Origin of the sequence: Falsiroseomonas sp. (assembly GCF_051860665.1) — a bacterium.
Lineage (GTDB): Bacteria > Pseudomonadota > Alphaproteobacteria > Acetobacterales > Acetobacteraceae > Falsiroseomonas.
Window position 1 is genome coordinate 110,613 of the sequence record NZ_JBHYDM010000013.1, and the last position, 17,986, is coordinate 128,598.

Annotated in this window: 15 protein-coding genes; 6 read left to right on the plus strand and 9 right to left on the minus strand. The window is 71.7% G+C overall.

Going from position 1 to position 17,986, the window contains the following annotated elements:
• Positions 1 to 41 precede the first annotated feature (41 nt).
• The gene (locus ACTIF1_RS15050) at positions 42 to 3,785 is read left to right on the plus strand and encodes a beta strand repeat-containing protein (protein ID WP_439597254.1); all 3,744 of its coding nucleotides are present in this window, start codon (positions 42 to 44) and stop codon (positions 3,783 to 3,785) included.
• On the opposite strand, the gene ACTIF1_RS15055 is transcribed toward ACTIF1_RS15050, so the two are convergent.
• Both ACTIF1_RS15055 and ACTIF1_RS15060 read right to left on the minus strand, forming a co-directional pair.
• Positions 3,776 to 4,960, minus strand: coding sequence for an aminotransferase (locus ACTIF1_RS15055; protein ID WP_439597255.1), 1,185 nt, complete (start codon positions 4,958 to 4,960; stop codon positions 3,776 to 3,778). The two genes, ACTIF1_RS15050 and ACTIF1_RS15055, sit on opposite strands and share 10 nt — an antisense overlap.
• Positions 4,957 to 5,667, minus strand: a complete 711-nt coding sequence (locus ACTIF1_RS15060) for a DNA-3-methyladenine glycosylase family protein (protein ID WP_439597256.1) — start codon at positions 5,665 to 5,667, stop codon at positions 4,957 to 4,959. Before ACTIF1_RS15060 ends, ACTIF1_RS15055 begins: the two co-directional genes overlap by 4 nt.
• A 239-nt stretch (positions 5,668 to 5,906) precedes the next feature.
• Here ACTIF1_RS15060 and ACTIF1_RS15065 point away from each other — a divergent pair, with 239 nt between their 5' ends.
• Complete coding sequence (locus tag ACTIF1_RS15065; RefSeq protein ID WP_304811878.1) at positions 5,907 to 6,635, plus strand: response regulator; 729 nt, start codon at positions 5,907 to 5,909, stop codon at positions 6,633 to 6,635.
• A 2-nt stretch (positions 6,636 to 6,637) separates the two neighbouring features.
• Positions 6,638 to 7,999: an ATP-binding protein gene (locus ACTIF1_RS15070; protein ID WP_439597257.1), complete on the plus strand. Its 1,362-nt coding sequence runs from the start codon at positions 6,638 to 6,640 to the stop codon at positions 7,997 to 7,999.
• A 3-nt stretch (positions 8,000 to 8,002) separates the two neighbouring features.
• On the opposite strand, the gene ACTIF1_RS15075 is transcribed toward ACTIF1_RS15070, so the two are convergent.
• Positions 8,003 to 8,209: a hypothetical protein gene (locus ACTIF1_RS15075; RefSeq protein WP_439597258.1), complete on the minus strand. Its 207-nt coding sequence runs from the start codon at positions 8,207 to 8,209 to the stop codon at positions 8,003 to 8,005.
• 167 nt (positions 8,210 to 8,376) lie between these two features.
• Between ACTIF1_RS15075 and ACTIF1_RS15080 the strand changes: the two genes are divergently transcribed.
• A complete protein-coding gene (locus tag ACTIF1_RS15080) occupies positions 8,377 to 8,964 on the plus strand; it encodes a hypothetical protein (protein WP_439597259.1) in 588 nt (195 codons plus the stop codon).
• An 8-nt stretch (positions 8,965 to 8,972) separates the two neighbouring features.
• On the opposite strand, the gene ACTIF1_RS15085 is transcribed toward ACTIF1_RS15080, so the two are convergent.
• The 6 genes from ACTIF1_RS15085 to ACTIF1_RS15110 form a co-directional block, all read right to left on the minus strand.
• On the minus strand, positions 8,973 to 9,392 hold the full coding sequence (locus ACTIF1_RS15085; RefSeq protein ID WP_439597260.1) for a hypothetical protein: 420 nt from the start codon (positions 9,390 to 9,392) through the stop codon (positions 8,973 to 8,975).
• Between the two features lie 158 nt (positions 9,393 to 9,550).
• A complete protein-coding gene (locus tag ACTIF1_RS15090) occupies positions 9,551 to 10,594 on the minus strand; it encodes an ABC transporter ATP-binding protein (protein ID WP_439597295.1) in 1,044 nt (347 codons plus the stop codon).
• Positions 10,595 to 10,605: 11 nt separating this feature from the next.
• Complete coding sequence (locus ACTIF1_RS15095) at positions 10,606 to 11,595, minus strand: ABC transporter ATP-binding protein (RefSeq protein ID WP_439597261.1); 990 nt, start codon at positions 11,593 to 11,595, stop codon at positions 10,606 to 10,608.
• A gap of 13 nt (positions 11,596 to 11,608) precedes the next feature.
• Positions 11,609 to 12,529, minus strand: a complete 921-nt coding sequence (locus ACTIF1_RS15100; RefSeq protein WP_439597262.1) for an ABC transporter permease — start codon at positions 12,527 to 12,529, stop codon at positions 11,609 to 11,611.
• A gap of 13 nt (positions 12,530 to 12,542) precedes the next feature.
• On the minus strand, positions 12,543 to 13,514 hold the full coding sequence (locus ACTIF1_RS15105) for an ABC transporter permease (RefSeq protein ID WP_439597263.1): 972 nt from the start codon (positions 13,512 to 13,514) through the stop codon (positions 12,543 to 12,545).
• A 31-nt stretch (positions 13,515 to 13,545) separates the two neighbouring features.
• Positions 13,546 to 15,150 (minus strand): ABC transporter substrate-binding protein, encoded by a 1,605-nt coding sequence (locus ACTIF1_RS15110; RefSeq protein WP_439597264.1) that lies wholly within the window; start codon positions 15,148 to 15,150, stop codon positions 13,546 to 13,548.
• 104 nt (positions 15,151 to 15,254) lie between these two features.
• Between ACTIF1_RS15110 and ACTIF1_RS15115 the strand changes: the two genes are divergently transcribed.
• Positions 15,255 to 16,853, plus strand: a complete 1,599-nt coding sequence (locus tag ACTIF1_RS15115) for an ABC transporter substrate-binding protein (protein WP_439597265.1) — start codon at positions 15,255 to 15,257, stop codon at positions 16,851 to 16,853.
• Between the two features lie 118 nt (positions 16,854 to 16,971).
• A complete protein-coding gene (locus ACTIF1_RS15120; protein ID WP_439597266.1) occupies positions 16,972 to 17,982 on the plus strand; it encodes an SMP-30/gluconolactonase/LRE family protein in 1,011 nt (336 codons plus the stop codon).
• The last annotated feature ends 4 nt before the right edge of the window (positions 17,983 to 17,986 follow it).

A 17,986-nucleotide genomic window follows, 5' to 3' on the forward strand; every position in this document is an offset into this window, starting at 1 on the left:
CGCGAAAACCCGGACCCCGCGCGCCGCGCCGAGGACCCGCCGTGTCGATCGCCGCCACCTCCAGCACCGCCGGTTCCACCGCCGCGGGCGCGCGCCAGCTGGCGACGCTGCTGGCCAGCATGAGCACGGGCCAGATCGCCATGCTGCAGCCGGAGGTCTTCGGGCGGCTGCCGGGCCTCGCGCTCTCCGGCCTGGCCACGACCCAGGTCGAGACGCTGGCGACGACGCAATTGGCCGCGCTGAAGTCGGCGCAGCTGGCCGGGCTGGCCAGCACGCAGCTGGCGAGCCTGGCGGGCAGCCAAGTGGCGGCGCTGTCCACCACGGCCCTGGCCGGGCTGACCGGCACCCAGGCCGGCGGCCTTTCCGCCGGCTTCGCGCAAAGCCTGGCCGCAACCCAGATCGCCGCCTTCTCCGCCGCCGCCATCGCGGGCCTCGGCACGGACCGGCTGGCGGCACTGGCGACCACCCAGACCGCGGCGCTGACCCGCAACCAGATGCTGGCGCTGAAGGGCACGCAGGTGGCGGCGCTGTCCACGGCAACCATCGCCGCGCTGGCCAGCACGCAGCTCTCGGGCCTGTCCACCGCCGGCATCGCGGCGCTGGGCACGGCGCAGGTCGCGGCGCTGTCCGGCAGCCAGATCGGCTCGCTCAGCCGCGCCCAGGTGGCGGCCTTCGGTGCGGCGCAGATCGGCGCGCTGGCGCCGACGCAGCTCGCCGCGCTCGGCACGCAGCAGATCGCCAGCTTCTCGGGGGCGGAGGTGGCGGCGCTCTCCTCCACCGCGCTGGCCGCGCTGTCGACGGACCAGATCGGCGGCCTCGGCGCCGCCCAGGTCAAGGCGATCCAGCCGGACCGGCTGGCGGCGCTGAGCACCGGCCAGGTCGCCGCCATCTCCGCCGCCGCCGTGGCGGTGCTCACCCTCGGCCAGGTGCAGGCGCTGGCCACCACCCAGGCGGGCGCGCTGACGACGACGCAGATCCGCGCGCTCGGCAGCAGCCAAGCCAAGGCCTTGACCTCCATGCAGGTCGCCGCGCTCTCCACCACCCAGCTGGCGGCGCTGACGCCGGCGGCGCTGGCCGGCATCGACGGCGCCGATTTCGATGCCCTGGCGAGCAGCCAGATCGCCGCCCTCTCCACCACGCAGGTCGCCGCGTTGAAGCCGGCACAGGTGGCGGCCATGGGCACGGCGACGCTGGCGGCGCTGGATACGGCGCAATTCGCCGCCCTGTCGCGCAGCGCCGTCTCGGGGCTCACCACGGCGCAGCTCTCGGCCCTCGGCACGACGGGCCTTGCGGCGCTGAGCACGGCCCAGGTCTCCGGCCTCGGCACGGCCCAGGCGGCGGCGCTGACGGCGACCGACCTTGGTGCCCTGGCCAGCACGCAGCTGGCTGCCCTGGCGCGCACCGCGGTGGCGGCCCTGGCCACCACCGCGCTGGCGGCCCTGGGCACCGGCAGCCTGGCGGCGCTGGGCACCGGGCAGGTGGCGGCGCTGGGCAGCGGGCAATTGGCCGCCCTGTCGACGCAAAGCCTTGCCAGCCTCGCCACCACCCAGGTCGCGGCGCTGTCGCGCACCGCGGTGGCCGGGCTGGCGACGACGCAGCTGGCCGCGCTCGGCACGGCGCAGCTGGCCGCCATGGGCAGCGCGCAGCTCGGCGGGCTGACCAGCACGCAGCTGGCCGGGCTGGCGGCGACGCAGGTGGCGGCGCTGTCCAGCGCCCAGGTAGCGGGCCTTGCCCCCACCGCGCTGGCCGGGCTTTCGGGCGCGCCGATGCAGGGGCTGAATGTCGCCGGGCTCAGCGTGCTGCAGATCATGGGCCTGGGCAGCGCCCAGCTCAGTGCGATGAGCACCAGCCAGGTGGCGGCCTTGTCCAGCACCCAGGTGGCGGGGCTGGATCGCTACCAGGTGCAGGCGCTGCCGGATGGCATGATGGCCGCCCTCGGCACCGCCCAGGTCGGCGCGCTGAGTGCCGGCGGCATGCTGGGGCTGGAGGCCACGGACCTCACGGCGCTTTCCACCGGCCAGGCGGCGGCGCTGAAGCGGAACCAGGTGGCGGCGCTGTCCAGCACCCAGGCGGGGCTGCTGGCGGCGACGCAGCTGGCGGCGCTGACCACGACCGGCATCGCCGGACTCAGTTCGGTCCAGGCCGCGGCACTCGGCAGCACGGCCCTTTCGGCGCTGGGCACGACAAGCTGGGCGGCGCTGTCCAGCGCGGCGATCGGCGGGCTGGCGGCCACGGCGATCCAGGGCATCGGCAGCGGCGGGCTGGCGGCGCTGGGCACGGCGCAGGTGGCGGCACTCGGCACCGCGCAGCTGATGGCGGCGACCAGCAGCCAGCTTTCGGCGCTGAGCACGACGCAGCTCGGCGCCCTCTCCGCCAGCCAGATCGGGCCGCTGGACGGCGCGCAACTGGCGGGGCTGGCAACAACGCAACTGGCCGCCCTGGCGCCCGCATCGCTGTCCAGCCTGGGCACCACGGCGGCCGCGAGCCTGGCGACGACACAGGTGGCGGCGCTGGGCAGCGCGCAGATCGCCGCGCTGTCCTCCACCGCGCTGGGGGCGCTGGCCAGCACGCAGCTGGCGGCCCTCGGCAGCAGCCAGGCGGCGGCGCTGGGTTCGGCGCAGATCGCGGCACTGGGCAGCAGCCAGGTGGCGGCGCTGGCGACCACGCAGCTGGCGGCGCTGAGCACGGCCGGCATCGCGGGCCTCCGGGTCGGCGCGCTGGACGGGACGCAATGGGGCGCGCTGGCCACCGGGCAGGTCGCGGCGCTGGGCTCGGCGCAGATCGCCGCCGTCTCCTCCGCGCAGGTGGCGGCGCTGGCCAGCACGCAGTTGCAGGCGCTGTCCGCCGCCGGCATGGCGGGACTTGCGCCGCAGGGACTTTCGACCGCGCAGATCGGGCTGTTCGGCACGGCGCAGGCGGCGGCGCTGGGCTCAGCCCAGGTCGCGGCGCTGGCCAGTACGCAGCTGGCGGCGCTGGCCTCCACGCAATTCGCCGCCCTGGCGCCGGCGGCGATCGCCGGGCTGGACCTGGCGCAGGCGGCGGACCGGCTGCCGGCGCTGACCGCCACCCAGGCGGGCGGGTTGACCGCGAACCAGGTGGCGGGGCTTTCCTCCACCAGCCTGGCCGGGCTGGCGGATACGCAGATCGCGGGCCTCTCCGCCGCGGCGCTCGGCGGGATGACCACGGCGCAGATGGATGCGCTCGGCACGCGCATCGGGCTGCTCGGCACGGCGCAGGTTTCGGGGCTGGGCGCGGCGCAGGTGGCGGCGCTGTCCACCACCACCATCGCGGCGCTCAGCGCGGGCCAGGTCGGCAACCTGTCCTTCGCCGGCACCAGCGGCCTCGCCACGACGCAGATCGCCGCGCTGGGCACGGCGCAGGTGGCGGCGCTGCGCGGGCAGCAGTTCCTCGCACTCGGCACCAGCCAGGTGGCGGCACTGGCCACGACGCAGCTGGCGGCGCTGACCGGCACGCAGGTGCGGGCCATGTCGCCCGCCCAGCTCGGCGCGCTGGACAGCGCCCAGGTGCAGGCGCTGGGTCCCGCCGCCATCGGCGCGCTGGATGCCGAGCAGATCGAGGCCTTCGCCCCGGCCGATGTGGCCGCCATCGAGCCGGACGAGTTCCTGGGGCTGGCGACGGAGGCCGTGCAGGCCCTGTCCTCGGACCAGATCGCGGCGGTGACCACGGCGCAGCTCGCCGCCATGCGGGCGCGGCAGATCGAGGCCTTCAGCCGCAGCCAGCTCTATGAGATGACGCCGAGCCAGCTCACCGCGCTCTACGGCTGACCCCAGGCCAGGGCCGCACGGCGCAGCCGGGCCGGCACCTCGGCCAGCACCTCCGCCCCCGCATTGGCGAAGGCGAGGCGCAGGTGGCGCTGCTGGCCGGGGCCGAAGAAGGGGCCGGGCAGGCTCATCAGCCCCAGCTCCGCGGCCAGCCAGGCGGCGGCTTCCTCCGCATCCGGTGCGCCTTCCGGCAGCCGCAGATAGGCGAAATAGGTGCCGAGGGCGTCCAGCCGCCAGCCGGGCAGCTGGCCGACGCCGACGCGGAACAGCGCGGCGCGATCGGCCATCAGCGCCCGGTTGCCCGCGCGCCAGCCGGCCAGCGCCGGCACCGCCCAGGCCAGCGCCGCCTGGGCCGGGCGCGCCGGGCAGATCTGCCAGGTGTCCAGCGCCTTGGCCAATTCCGTCCGGAACGCCGGGCCGGCGGCCACCGCGCCGAGCCGATGCCCCGGCACGCAATAGGCCTTGGAAAACGAATAGAGATGCACCAGCCCGTCGCGCCAGGCCGCGTCGGTGAAAAGCCGGTGCGGCGGGGACTGCGCCTCGGTGAGAAAGTCCCGGTAGGTCTCGTCCAGCACCAGGGCCACGCCACGGGCGCGGCAGATGCGAAAAAATTCGGCGATGAGCTCGGGCGGGTAGACGGCGCCGGTCGGGTTGTTCGGCGTGACCAGGACCAGGGCGCGCACGGGAGTCGCATCCATCAGCGCGGCGGCCTCGGCGGGGTCCGGCACGAAGCCGGCCTCGGCGCGCGTCGGCAGCGGCACGGGGTGCACCCCGCGCATGGTCAGCGCCATCTGGTGGTTGAAATACCAGGGGGTGGGCAGCATCACCGCCTCCCCGGGCGCGGCCAGCACCGCCATGGTCATGGCGAAGGCCAGGTTGCAGCCGGCGGTGATGGCGATGTCGGAGGTGGCGATCTCCGCGCCGTAGAAGCCGGCCATGTCGGCGGCCAGGGCCGCGCGCAGCGGAGCATCGCCCTCGATCGGGCCATAGCCGGCGCAGGCGGTGCTGCCCGCAGCCTCCGCCAGCCGGGCCAGCAATTCGGGCGGCGGCGGATAGCCCGGCACCGCCTGGGTCAGGTCCAGCGCCGGCCCGGCGGCGCCCTGGTAGCGCGCGGCCCAGGCGCGGGCGGCGGGGATCGGGGGATGGGCGGTGGCGCGCAGGGTGGCGGAGAGCATCATTGTCCCAAACTGCCGCCCAGCGCCGCCTCCGGCAATGGATCCTCGATCAACGGCCGGCCCGTGACATGGCGCCAATGATGCCAGAAGAGCCGCGCCGCGAGGCCGCGCCAGGGCTGCCAGGCCAGGGCGATCTCGGCCAGCTGCTTCGGCTTCGGCCGCTCCGCCAGCCGCTTCAGATGCGCCACGCTGGCGGCCAGCGCGATATCGCCACTGGGGAAGATATCCGGCCGGTCATGGGCGAAAAGCAGATGCACCTCCGCCGTCCAGCGGCCGAGGCCGCGGATGGCGGAGAGATGCGCCACCGCTTCCTCATCCCCCATCGCATCCAGCGCATCCAGCCGCAGCGCGCCATCGAGGCAGGCAGCGGCCAGGGCGCGCGCATGCGCCGCCTTGGGCCGGGACAGGCCGCCGGTGCCACACAGCGTCGCATCGTCCATCGCGACCAGGGTCGCGGGCTCCAGCGCGCCGGGAATCGCCGAAAGCCGCCGCCAGATGGCGCCGGCGGCCTGGTTCGAGATCTGCTGGCCGCAGATGGTCCGCAGCAGGCCGGCGAGGCCGGGGGGCCGCGACCGCCATGGCAGCGGGCCGGCGGCAGACTCGATCGCCGCCAGGTCTGGATCCGCCGCCACCAGGGCGCCGATCGCCGGGCGCACCCAGGCCGGCGGTTCGGGAAAATTCGGCGGCGGGGACGCAGGAGAAAGGGCCATCCCCGCCGCCAGTACAATACGCCAGCCCGGGCTGGGAGGGGGGAAGTCCCATGGCGGAGTGCGGCCATGGCCGGGATGGCGCCTTGCCCTTCGCCAGATGTGCCCTGGCCGTTACCTGGTAAGGGTCCGAAGCGTCAGGAAATGCAACGCTCGGTAACCGCCACCCCCGCCGTCACTTGCCGCAACACGGGGGCGGCTTTGGCCCTAGGGGCTTGCCGGGGGCGCGCTATGTTACCGCCATGGACGCCACAGCCCCCCACATCCTCGTCGTCGACGACGACCGCGAAATCCGCGAGCTCCTGGGAAAATTCCTGGAGAAGCAGTCCTTCCGCGTGACCGCGGCGCGGGATGCGCGGGAGGCGCGGAAACTCTGGCCGCTCGGCCGCTACCACCTGGTGGTGCTGGACCTGATGATGCCGGGCGAATCGGGCCTCGACCTCGCGCGCTGGCTGCGCACCCAGTCCGAGGTGCCGATCGTCATGCTGACCGCGATGGGGGAGGAGACGGACCGCATCGTCGGCCTCGAACTCGGCGCCGATGACTACGTCGCAAAACCCTTCAACCCGCGGGAGCTGCTGGCCCGCATCCGCGCCGTGCTGCGCCGGGCGACCGCCGATAGCAGCACTGGCCCTTCGCAGGAGCCGCCGGCCAAGGTGCTGCGCTTTGCCGGCTGGGTGCTGGAGCCGACGCGGCGCCGCCTGCTGAACCCGCAGGGCGCCGAAGTGCCGCTGACGGGCGGCGAATACGAATTGCTGATGGTGCTGGTGGAGCGGCCGAACCGCGTGCTGACGCGGGACATGCTGATGGACCTGCTGCGCGGCCGCCAGGCCGGGCCCTTCGACCGCGCCATCGATGTCGCCGTCTCCCGCCTCCGCCGCAAGCTGGAGGATGACGGGCGCAATCCGCAGGTGATCAAGACCGTGCGCGGCGGCGGCTATGTGCTCTCGGCCACGGTCGAGCGCGGTTGAGGATGCGCGACTGGAAGGTGTGGCGGGCGCTGCGGTGGCTATGGCCCTGCAGCCTGGCCGGGCGCACGGCGCTGGTGCTGATCACCGGCCTGATCCTGGTGCAGGTGGCGGGGCTGACCATCCATGCGCTGGACCGCGTGGACCTGCAGCGCTTCCAGCATGCGCGGGAGATCTCCCAGCGCGCCGCCGGCGCCTGGCGCAGCCTGCTGCCGCTGCCGCCGGAGCGCCGGCGCGCGGTGCTGGAGGATCTGGACATGCCGCCGGGCCTGCGGATCACGCTGGACGAGGTGGCGCTGGCCCAGCCGGGCTTCCCGCCGCCGCCGCCAGGGTTGATCAGCCTGCTGCGCCTGGACCAGATGCGCTTCGCCCCGCCCCGCCTGCGGCCGCGGGAGGTGGTGATCGCCAGCCATGGCCATCCCGGGCGGCTGATGGTCAGCCTGCGCTTTCCCGACCAGGGCTGGCTGAACCTGCGGCTGGAAATGCCGCCGCCGCGGCCCTGGCATTCCTTCACCTTCCTGATCGCCTTCGTGCTGATGACCCTGGCCGCCGTGGCGCTCACCCTCTGGGCGGTGCGTCGGCTGACCCGGCCGGTCGGCGCGCTGGCGCAGGCGGCGGACCGGCTGGGCCGCGACGTGAACGCGCCGCCCCTGCCCGAGACCGGCCCGGCCGAGGTCGCGACCGCCGCCCGCGCCTTCAACACCATGGCCGAGCGCATCCGCCGCTTCGTCGGCGACCGCACCCAGATGCTGGCCGCCATCGGCCATGACCTGAAGACGCCGATCACCCGGCTGAAGCTGCGCGCCGAATTCCTGGAGGATGACGAGCAGCGCCGGAAGATGCTGGCGGACCTGGATGAGATGGAGGCGATGATCGCCGCCACGCTCGCCTTCGCGCGGGATGATTCGACGCGCGAACCCTCGGTGCCGGTCGATCTCGCGGCACTCTGCCGCACCGTGACGGATGAGGCGGCGGATGCCAGCCCGGACTATGCCGAACTCATCACCTATATCGGGCCGGAACACCTGACGGTGGCGGCGCGGCCGGGGTCGCTGAAGCGGGCGCTGGCCAATCTGGTGGGCAATGCCGTGGCCTATGGCGGCTCCGCCACCCTGCGGCTGCAATCGCCGCTGGGCGGGGTGGTGCGGATCGCGGTGGAGGATGACGGGCCGGGCGTGCCGGAGCGGGAGCTGGAGAATGTCTTCCAGCCCTTCCACCGGCTGGAGGAAAGCCGCAACCGGGAGACCGGCGGCACCGGCCTCGGCCTGCCGATCGCGCGCAATATCTTCCGCGCGCATGGCGGCGACGTGGTGCTGCGCAACCGCCCGACCGGCGGGCTGTCCGCCCTGGCGACGCTGCCGGTGTGAGGCCTACGGCCCGAACAGGGCCAGCGCCACCTCGCCCGCCGCCAGGCTGGCGCTGAGCGCGATCAGCGACCAGCGCATCGCCTCCCGCCAGGCCGGCTCCCGCAGCGCGGGCCGGGCGAGCACGCGGGGGCGCGGCGGGATGCAGAGCTCGGCGGGGATATCGCGGGCGATACCGGCCGGGTGGCGGAAGTCGAGGGCGATGCTGCTCATGGGCCCATGGGAACATAAACAGAACATGCACACAAGCGGAATCATTCATGTTCTGTTCAGGGTCCTGCCCCGGCTTCGCCACGCCAGGGCCGCAGGCGCGCCGCCAGCCCCTCCCCTTGTCGAAGCGCCGCCATGCCGTGAACATGGCGGCAGCAAGGGAGCGCCATATGTCCGCATCTGATGGATCCCCGCTCGGCCGCCGCCTTCTGGTGCTGCGCCTGGCCGCGGCGAGTGGCGGCGCGGCGGTGCCGGGGGCGGCCGCGCGGGCGCAGGGCGCGAAGTCCGGCGGCGGCGGCGTGCCCGACAGCAAGAGCGGCAGCGCCCCGCCCGGGCGCAGCGGGCTGACCGATAGCGACCCGTCCGATCCCCCCGGCCAGGGCCGGGGCGGCAGCCGACCGCGCAGCGGCACGAGCGACAGCGATCCGACCGATCCGCCGGGCCAGGGCCGGGGCGGCAGCCGGCCGCGCAGCGGCGTGACGGATAGCGACCCGACCGATCCGCCCGGCGCCGGCCGCGGCGGCAGAGGAACACCCTCCGCGCCCAGCGACAGCGATCCCTCCGACCCGCCCGGCCAGGGCCGTGGCGGCAGCCGGCCGCGCACCGGCGTGACGGACAGCGACCCGAACGACCCGCCCGGCGCGGGGCGCGGTGGCAATCCTTCGCCCCGCAAGGGCGCGGATGGCCCGACGGACAGCGACCCCTCCGACCCGCCCGGCCGCGGCCGCGGCAATGCGCCCGAGACCAAGCGGACCTGAGACGGGCCTCAGCCGATCCGGATGCCGCGCCCGGCGAAGAAGCGGTCGAAATCCTCGGGCGCCAGGCGCACATCCTCCTGGCTGGCGGGGCTGTCGCCGGAGGGGTTGTGGAAGCGCAGCCGGCCCGCCGCATCCGTGCCGAAGACCAGCACCAGATGCCCGCCCCTGCCGGGTGCCGGCCCTTCGGGCCAGCGGATGGCGGGATGGACGGAGGCGATGGTCAGCCCCTGCCCCGCCAGATCCCTCGCCTGCTGGTCCAGCAGGATGCGGGACGCGATGCCCTGACCGGCCAGCCAGGCCACGGCGCCGGCATAGATCAGGCCGCGGATGGTGCCATCCGCCGCCTCCACATAGCCGCCCGCCGCCTGCACTTCGCGGCGAATGGCATGGATGGGCGGCACCGGCCGGCCAAGCGCGCCCAGCACCATCTGCAGGCAGGCGCAGCCGCAGAGATGGCCGGCCCAGCGGGCATAATCCGCGGGGTCGGCCGCCCCGCTGCCGGCCCAGGCGGGGTCCGTCGCCGGATCACGGCCGGCGAGGAAGGCCGCGACCAGGTCGCGGCTTTCCCACTGGGCGCGATAGGGGATCAGGCGGCGTCGTTCAGGTGGCAGGCGCTGCGCTGGCCGGGCGCGACCTCCCGCAGCTTCGGCACCTCGACCCGGCAGCGATCGAAGGCATGCGGGCAGCGCGGATGGAAGTGGCAGCCCGGCGGCGGGTTCAGCGGCGAGGGGATCTCCCCCTTCACCGTCGCGAAGGCGCGCTTGCGGTTGCCGATGCGCGGCACGCTGGCCAGCAGCGACTGGGTATAGGGGTGGTTGGCGCTGGCGAAGACGCGCTCCGTCGGTGCTTCCTCCACCACGCGGCCGAGATACATGATGACCACGCGGTCGCTGAGATGCTCCACCACGCCCAGGTCGTGGCTGATGAAGAGGTAGGTGAGATCGAGATCCCGCCGCAGTTTCATGAAGAGATTCAGGATCTGCGCCTGGATCGAGACATCGAGCGCCGCCACCGCCTCGTCGCAGACGATGAATTCGGGCGCCACGGCCAGGGCGCGGGCAATGCCGATGCGCTGCCGCTGGCCGCCGGAGAACTGGTGCGGGTAGCGGCGCTTGAAGGCGGGGTCGAGGCCGGCGCGGCGCATCTGCTCATCGACATAGGTGTCGAAGTTCGCGCGGGTGGTCAGGCCGTGGACCAGCGGCGCCTCGCCGACGATGTCCGCCACCCGCATGCGCGGATTGAGGCTGGCATAGGGATCCTGGAAGATCATCTGCCGGCGCAACTTGCCGATCTTGGCCGCCTCGCCCTGCATGGCGGAGACGTCCTGGCCGTTCCACAGCACCTGGCCCTCGGATTGCGGCAGGATGCCGGCCACGATGCGGCCGAGCGTCGACTTGCCGCAGCCGGATTCGCCGACCAGCCCCACCACCTCGCCCTTGCGGACGCGGAGGTCGACATGGTCGACGGCATGCACCACTTCCTCCCGCACATCGGCGCCGAGCTTGCGGGCGAGCTTGGCCGCGATGTCGAGCTTCTTGGCGAAGCGGCGCGAGACCTGCCGCAGCTCGACCATCGGCGTTTCGGTCTCGGTGAAGACGCGCGGCGCCTCCGCCTGCGTCTGGCTCTGCATCTGGGACTGGCTCATGCCGCTTCCACCTCCTCGAGATGCGGGTGGTGGCAACGGGCGAGGCGTTCGGGCAGCCAGGGGTGCAGTTCGGGCATCACGATGCAATCGGCGGCCGCGCGCGGGCAGCGGGCGCGGAAGGAACAGCCTTCCGGCAGGTTGAGGAGGGAGGGCGTCATGCCCGGGATCTGCCGCAGCGGCTCACCGCGCTTGTTGCGGGACGGCACGCTGCCGATCAGCCCATGGGTATAGGGGTGCAGCGGCTTGTCCAGCACCTCCCCCACATCGCCGAATTCGACGACGCGGCCGGCATACATGACGGCGATATCGTCGGCGAGGCCGGCGACCACGGAGAGGTCATGCGTGATCCAGAGCATCGCCGTGCCGGTCGTGGCGCACAGCTTCTGCACCTCGGCCAGGATCTGGCCCTGGATCGTCACGTCGAGCGCGGTGGTGGGCTCGTCGGCCACGATCAGGTCGGGGCGGTGCAGCAGGGCGATGGCAATCGCCACGCGCTGGCGCATGCCGCCGGAGAACTGGTGCGGATAGGACTTCAGCCGCTCCTCCGGCGAAGGGATGCCGACCATGCCCAGCGCATCGCGCGCCCGGGCGCGGGCCTCGGCTTCCGACACCTTCTCATGCGCCTGCACCGTCTCGATCATCTGCGTGTCGATGCGGAGCACCGGGTTCAGCGTCATCATCGGGTCCTGGAAGATCATGGCGATGCGGTTGCCCCGCAGATGCCGCATCTCCTCCTCCGACAGCTGCGCCAGGTCCCTGCCCTGGAACAGGATGGACCCGCCGACGATGCGGCCCGGCGCATCCACCAGCTTCATGATGGAGAAGCCGGTGACGGTCTTGCCGGAGCCGCTCTCGCCCACCAGCCCCAGCACCTTGCCGCGGCCGATGGTGAAGGAGACGTCGTCCACCGCGCGCACGACGCCGGCGCGGGTGAAGAAGTGGGTCTGGAGGTTTCGCACCTCCAGCGTGGGCGCAGCGTTGTTCATCAAGTCGGACGCCTTACTTCTGCAGCCGCGGGTTCAGCACGTCGCGCAGCTGGTCGCCGACCAGGTTGATGGCGACGATGGTCACCAGCAGCGCGATGCCGGGGTAGAAGGAAATCCAGTATTTCCCCGACAGCATGTATTCGTAGCCATTGGCGATCAGCAGCCCGAGCGAAGGCTCGGTGATCGGCACGCCGAGGCCGAGGAAGGACAGCGTCGCCTCCAGCGCGATGGCGCGCGCCACCTGCATGGTGCCGATGACGATCAGCGGCGGCAGGCAGTTCGGCAGCAGGTGCCGGAACAGGATGCGGTATTTTGGGAGTGCCAGGCACTCGGCGGCCTCGATGTATTCGCGCCTACGCTCCACCAGCGCGGTGCCGCGCACGGTGCGGGCGTAATAGGCCCATTCCACCACCACGATGGCGATGACGACGTTGGTGACCGACTTGCCAAGGAACGCCAGAATCATCAGCGCGACGAGGATCGACGGGAAGGACAGCTGCAGGTCGACGATGCGCATGATCAGGCTGTCGGTCTTGCCGCCGGCATAGGCCGCGGCGAGGCCGAGCGAGGCGCCGACCATGCAGGCGATGAAGGCGGAGCCGGCGCCGACGGTCAGCGAGATGCGCAGCCCGTACATGATGCCGGACAGCATGTCCCGCCCCTGGTCGTCGGTGCCGAGCCAGTAGGTGGTGGCGCCGTCGCCGGACTGCGAACCGGGCTCCAGCCGCCCATCCATGATGTCCAGCACCGCCAGGTCGTAGGGATTCTGCGGCGAGATGAAGGGTGCGAGGATCGCCACCAGGATGATGGCGGTGATCACGATCAGCCCGCCCACCGCGAGCTTCGATTCGAAGAATTCCGAGACGAAGCGCTGGAAGGGCGTCTCGACCTTCGCTTCCTTGGGGGCAGCCCCCTGGCCGACAACGGCGCTCATGGCGTGGCCCCCTTCACTTGCTGTCCAACCGCACACGCGGGTCGAGCACCGAATACATCAGGTCGACGACGAGATTGATGGTGATGAACATCAGCACGATGATCATGAGATAGGCGACGATCACCGGGCGATCGAGCACGTTGATGCTGTCAATGATCAGCTTGCCCATGCCGGGCCAGGCGAAGATGCTTTCGGTGACGACCGAGAAGGCGATGGTGCTGCCGAATTCCAGGCCGGTGACGGTGACGACCGGGATGAGGATGTTCTTGAAGACATGCACGAAGGTCACGCGGAAGGGGCTGAGTCCCTTGGCGCGCGCGAACTTCACGTAGTCCATCAGCATCGTCTCCCGCACCCCGGCGCGGGTCAGGCGGATGACCAGGCTGATCTTGAACAGCGCGAGGTTGAGCGCCGGCATCACCAGATGCGCCAGGCCATCCGCGGTCAGGAAGGACCAGCGCAGGCCGAGCAATTCCCGCGTCTCGCCGCGCCCGGTGGAGGGCAGCCAGCCAAGCTGCACGGCGAAGACCATGATCAGCATCAGCCCGACCCAGAAAGTGGGCAGGGAGAAGCCGAGGATGGAGCCGGCCATGATGGTCTTGGAGCCCAGGCTGTTCGGCTTCAGCCCGGCATAGAGGCCGAGCGGCAGGCCGATGAGGATGGCGCCGAAGGTCGCCGCCAGGGCCAGTTCCAGCGTCGCCGGCATGCGCTGCAGGATCAGCTGCAGCGCCGGCTCGTTGAAGACGAAGGACCGGCCGAGGTCGCCCTGCACCGCCTTGCCGAGGAAGACCAGGTATTGCTGCCAGAGCGGCAGGTCGAGGCCGAGCGCCGCCACCGCGCGTTCCCGCTCGAACTGGTCGGCATCCGGGCTGATCAGGATCTCGACCGGGTCGCCGATGGCGAAGACGCCGATGAAGACGATGATCGACATCGCCAGCACGACGCCGGCGGCCTGGATCAGCCGCCGCAGCAGATAGACACTCATGCCTCAGTCCTTCCGGGCCCTCGCGGCCGCGTCAGCGCGCCGCCGGGCGCACATCCTGCGCCCGGGTCAGTTCATCGACCCGCGGCGAATGGGTCAGGCCGCGACGCATCGCCCAGATATTCGTCTGGATATGCAGCGGGATCACCGCCACCTGCTCCGCCGCGATGCGCTGGGCGCGGATCAGCATCTGCTCCCGCTTCGACTCGTCCAGCTCCACCAGCGCCTGGGTCAGGATGCCATCGACCTCCGCATTGGAATAGCGGCCGCGGTTCGAAGCGCCCCAGCCCCGCTCGCGCGAGACGGTGGCCAGGATATTGCGCAGCGGGTGGCTGCCATCCGGGTTGGAGCCCCAGCCGATCAGATGCGCGGAATATTCGGCCCGGCCGGCGCGGCCGACGAAGGTGGCCCAGGTCTGCGCCTCCACCGCCGTGCGCACGCCGATGCGCGTCCACATCTGGCCGACTGCCTGGGCGATGCGGCTGTCATTGATGTAGCGGTCGTTCGGGCTGTTCAGCGTGATGCGGAAGCCGTTCGGATAGCCGGCCTCGGCCAGCAGGCGGCGCGCCTGGTCCGGATCGTATTCCGGCGCGGCCACATCCGGCACATGGCTGAAGGTGCCCGGCGGCAGGAACTGCCCGGAGGGGGTGGCCGCCCCTTCCATCACCCGCTCCGCGATCGCCTTGCGGTCGATGGCGATGGAGAGCGCGCGGCGCACGCGCACATCCTGCAGCGGGTTGCGGCCCAGCGGGCGGCCGTCATTGTCCGTGATGAAGGGCGAATTCTCATTCGCCTGGCGCAGGTGATCGAGGCCCAGGAAGACCAGCCGCAGGCCCACCGTCTCCGACAGCGCCATGTTCTGGTCGCGCCGCAGCCGCGCCAGGTCGCTGGTCGGCACCTGGTCGATGAAGTCGAGGTCGCCGGAGAGCAGCGAGGCGGTGCGCGTCGCGTCATTGGTGATCATGCGGTAGTTCACCCGCGCGAAGGCCGGGCGGTCGCCCCAATAGGCGTCGTTGCGCTCGAACTCGATGCGGTCGCCGCTGCGATGCGCCACCACGCGCCAGGGGCCGGTGCCGATCGCGGCGCGGCCGGCGTTGAAATCCTCCGTCGTCGCATTGGCATGCGTCTCCGCATCCAGGATGCGGACATTGGTCATGTCGAGCGGCAGCAGCGGATAGGGCTCGGCGGTGTGGAAGCGGAGGGTCAGCGGGTCCACCACCTCCATCCGCACGATCGGCCGCGCATAGGCGGCGTAGGAGGAGGGGCTGTTCGGCACATTCGGCAGGCGCTGGATGGTGAAGACCACATCCTCCGCCGTGAAGGCATTGCCGTTGTGGAAGCGCACATTCGGCCGCAGCTTGAATTCCCAGGTGGTGGGACCCACGGCGCGCCAGCTTTCGGCCAGGCCCGGGATATTGCGCGCGGCCGCGTCCGTATTCACCAGCTTGTCGAAGATCATGTCGCTGACGGCGTTGTTCGGCGACAACTGGTGGTAGTGCGGATCCAGCGAGGTGACCGGCGAGCCGACGCCCATGTTCAGCGTCTGCGTCTGTCCCTGGGCCAGCACCTGCCCCACCGGCAGGCCCGCGGCCATCAGCGACACAGCCGCAACGGCGGCACCCCGGATGCTGTTGCGCATCACTCTCTCCTCAATGAAGACTTCCCCGAAGCGCGTTGTGTAGCAGCCTGCCCCTCATGCGGCTAGGCTAACGTCCCGTTCATGTCTTCCGGGAGACCATTCGCATGATTTTCGTTCGCCTCCCCCTCGCCCAGGCCCTCCTTGCCACCACACTGCTGGCCGCACCCGCCTTCGCCCCCGTGGCCTTCGCCCAGGACCGCAACCTCACCATCGGCATCGGCGGCTCGCCCACCTCGCTCGACCCGCATTTCTACAACGCCTCGCCCAATATCAGCCTGACCATGCACCTGTTCGACCGGCTGACGGAGCAGGACGCGCAGGCGCGCATCCAGCCGGCGCTGGCCGAAAGCTGGCGCGCCGTGTCCGAGACCATGTGGGAATTCAAGCTGCGCGCGGGCGTGAAGTGGCATGACGGGCGGGACTTCACCGCCGATGACGTGGCCTTCACCATCAGCCGCGCACCGAACGTGCCGAACAGCCCGGGCGGCTTCGGTGGCTTCGTCCGCGCCATCACCCGCGTCGAGGTGGTGGATCCGCTGACCATCCGCTTGCACACGGCAGCCGCCCATCCGCTGCTGCCGACGGAACTCGCCTCGATCCAGATCATCTCCCGCCATGTCGGCGAGGGTGCGGGGACGGAGGACTACAATGCCGGCCGCGCCGCCATCGGCACCGGCCCCTATCGCCTGGTCTCCTACCGCCCCGGCGACCGCACCGAATTCGCCCGCAACGAGGCCTATTGGCGCGGTGCGGAACCCTGGTCGCGCGTCTCCTACCGCTTCGTCGCCAATGACGCGGCGCGCACCGCCGGCATCCTGGCCGGCGATCTCGACGTGATCGACCAGGTGCCCTCCACCGACATCGCCCGGCTGAAGCGCGACAGCCGGCTGACGGTCTCGGAGATCCCGAGCCTGCGGCTGATCTACCTGATGACCGACTTCTCCCGCCCCGACAGCGCGCCGGTAATGGTCAGCGACAGCGAGGGCCGGCCGCTGGAGCGCAACCCGATGCTGGATGCGCGGGTGCGCCGGGCGCTGTCCATCGCCATCGACCGCCAGGCGCTGGCCGACCGCGTGATGGAGGGCACGGCGACGCCCACCGGCCAGTGGCTGCCGCCCGGCTCATATTCCTACAACCCGGCGGTGGAAGTGCCGCGCCACGACCCGGACGGCGCCCGCCGCCTGCTGGCCGAGGCCGGCTTCCCGAACGGCTTCCGGCTGACGCTCGCCACGCCGAACGACCGCTACCCGAATGATTCGCGCACCGCCCAGGCGGTGGCGCAGATGTGGAGCCGGATCGGCGTGCGCACCCAGGTCGAGGCGCTGCCCTGGACCACCTATGCCTCGCGCAATTCGCGCCAGGAATTCAACGCCCGCCTGGCCGGCTGGGGCAGCGTGACCGGGGAGGCCAGCTACATGCTGGTGAATATCTTCGGCACCTATAACCGCGAACGCCGCACCGGCGCCTCCAACAACTCCCGCTACTCCAACCCGACGCTGGATGCGCTGACGGCGCGCGCCGCCGGCACGCTGGACGATGCGGAACGCGAGAAGCTGCTGCAGGAGGCGGTGGCCATGGTGGACCGCGAGACGGCGATGATCCCGCTGTTCCAGCTGGTGAATTTCTGGGCCACCCGCCGCGGCATCACCTACGAGCCGCGGATGGACGAGCGGACGGTCGCGATGGGCGCGCGGCCGCAGTAAGGCGACCTCGCCGACGCTGAACGGCCTAGGCAAGGCGCGCCGCGGCGGCGCAGCCTTGCCGGGCCGGGTGACCCCGGCAGCCCCGCAAAAGGGGCCCAGCAAACGGAGGGAACCCGAGATGAAATCCGAACGCCGTCAGCTGCTGCGCGGCCTCGGCAGCGCCGCCCTGCTCGCCGCCAGCCCCGCCCTCGCCCAGGCGCCGCAGGGTCGCTACCCCGATCCCGCCGTCGAGGTGCTCGACCCGTCCTTCAACCGCTACCGCCTGGTGCTGGCCGCCGTGGAACGCCTGGCGACGGGCTTCCGCTGGAGCGAGGGGCCGGTCTGGTTCGGCGACCAGCGCTGCCTGATCTGGTCCGATATCCCGAACAACCGGCTGATGCGCTGGCATGAGGTGGATGGCCGCGTCGATGTTTTTCGCGAGCCGGCCAACAACCCCAATGGCAATACCCGCGACCGCCAGGGCCGCCTGATCACCTGCGAGCACCTGACCCGCCGCGTGACCCGCACCGAGCTGGACGGCCGCATCACCGTGCTGGCGGACCGCTTCGACGGCAAGCCGCTGAACAGCCCGAACGACGTGGTGGTGAAGTCGGATGGCAGCATCTGGTTCACCGACCCGCCCTTCGGCGTGCTGGGCTTCTACGAGGGCGAGATGGCGCGGCCGGAACTGCCGACGAATATCTACCGGATCGACGGGACCAGCGGGCAGATCACGCTCGCCAGCGGCGATGTCGGCCGCCCCAATGGCCTCGCCTTCTCCCCGGATGAGCGCATCCTCTATGTGGTGGAGGCCGCAGCCAGCCCGCGCGTGATCCGCGCCTTCGACGTGGGCGAGGGCGGCCGCCTGTCCAACAACCGCATCTTCTTCCAGTGCAAGGACGGCGAGACGCCGGATGGCTTCCGCCTGGATGTGGATGGCAACCTGTGGTGCGGCTGGGGCATGGGCACGCCGGAGCTGGATGGCGTGCGCGTCATCAGCAAGGAGGGCGTGCCGATCGGCCATATCCACCTGCCGGAGCGCTGCGCCAACCTGACCTTCGGCGGGCGGCACCGGAACCGGCTGTTCATGCCGGCCAGCCGGTCGCTCTACAGCCTCTACGTCAATACCCAGGGCATCGCCTACGGCTGAGCAT

Bases quoted from the DNA above. Each gene is read 5' to 3' on its own strand.
- ACTIF1_RS15100 (WP_439597262.1), bottom strand. From the start codon at position 12,529: ATGAGCGCCGTTGTCGGCCAGGGGGCTGCCCCCAAGGAAGCGAAGGTC.
- ACTIF1_RS15110 (WP_439597264.1), bottom strand. From the start codon at position 15,150: ATGCGCAACAGCATCCGGGGTGCCGCCGTTGCGGCTGTGTCGCTGATG.
- ACTIF1_RS15065 (WP_304811878.1), top strand. From the start codon at position 5,907: ATGGACGCCACAGCCCCCCACATCCTCGTCGTCGACGACGACCGCGAA.
- ACTIF1_RS15090 (WP_439597295.1), bottom strand. From the start codon at position 10,594: ATGCAGAGCCAGACGCAGGCGGAGGCGCCGCGCGTCTTCACCGAGACC.
- ACTIF1_RS15080 (WP_439597259.1), top strand. From the start codon at position 8,377: ATGTCCGCATCTGATGGATCCCCGCTCGGCCGCCGCCTTCTGGTGCTG.
- ACTIF1_RS15085 (WP_439597260.1), bottom strand. From the start codon at position 9,392: ATGGTGCTGGGCGCGCTTGGCCGGCCGGTGCCGCCCATCCATGCCATT.
- ACTIF1_RS15060 (WP_439597256.1), bottom strand. From the start codon at position 5,667: ATGGCCCTTTCTCCTGCGTCCCCGCCGCCGAATTTTCCCGAACCGCCG.
- ACTIF1_RS15115 (WP_439597265.1), top strand. From the start codon at position 15,255: ATGATTTTCGTTCGCCTCCCCCTCGCCCAGGCCCTCCTTGCCACCACA.
- ACTIF1_RS15105 (WP_439597263.1), bottom strand. From the start codon at position 13,514: ATGAGTGTCTATCTGCTGCGGCGGCTGATCCAGGCCGCCGGCGTCGTG.
- ACTIF1_RS15075 (WP_439597258.1), bottom strand. From the start codon at position 8,209: ATGAGCAGCATCGCCCTCGACTTCCGCCACCCGGCCGGTATCGCCCGC.
- ACTIF1_RS15070 (WP_439597257.1), top strand. From the start codon at position 6,638: ATGCGCGACTGGAAGGTGTGGCGGGCGCTGCGGTGGCTATGGCCCTGC.
- ACTIF1_RS15095 (WP_439597261.1), bottom strand. From the start codon at position 11,595: ATGAACAACGCTGCGCCCACGCTGGAGGTGCGAAACCTCCAGACCCAC.
- ACTIF1_RS15055 (WP_439597255.1), bottom strand. From the start codon at position 4,960: ATGATGCTCTCCGCCACCCTGCGCGCCACCGCCCATCCCCCGATCCCC.
- ACTIF1_RS15120 (WP_439597266.1), top strand. From the start codon at position 16,972: ATGAAATCCGAACGCCGTCAGCTGCTGCGCGGCCTCGGCAGCGCCGCC.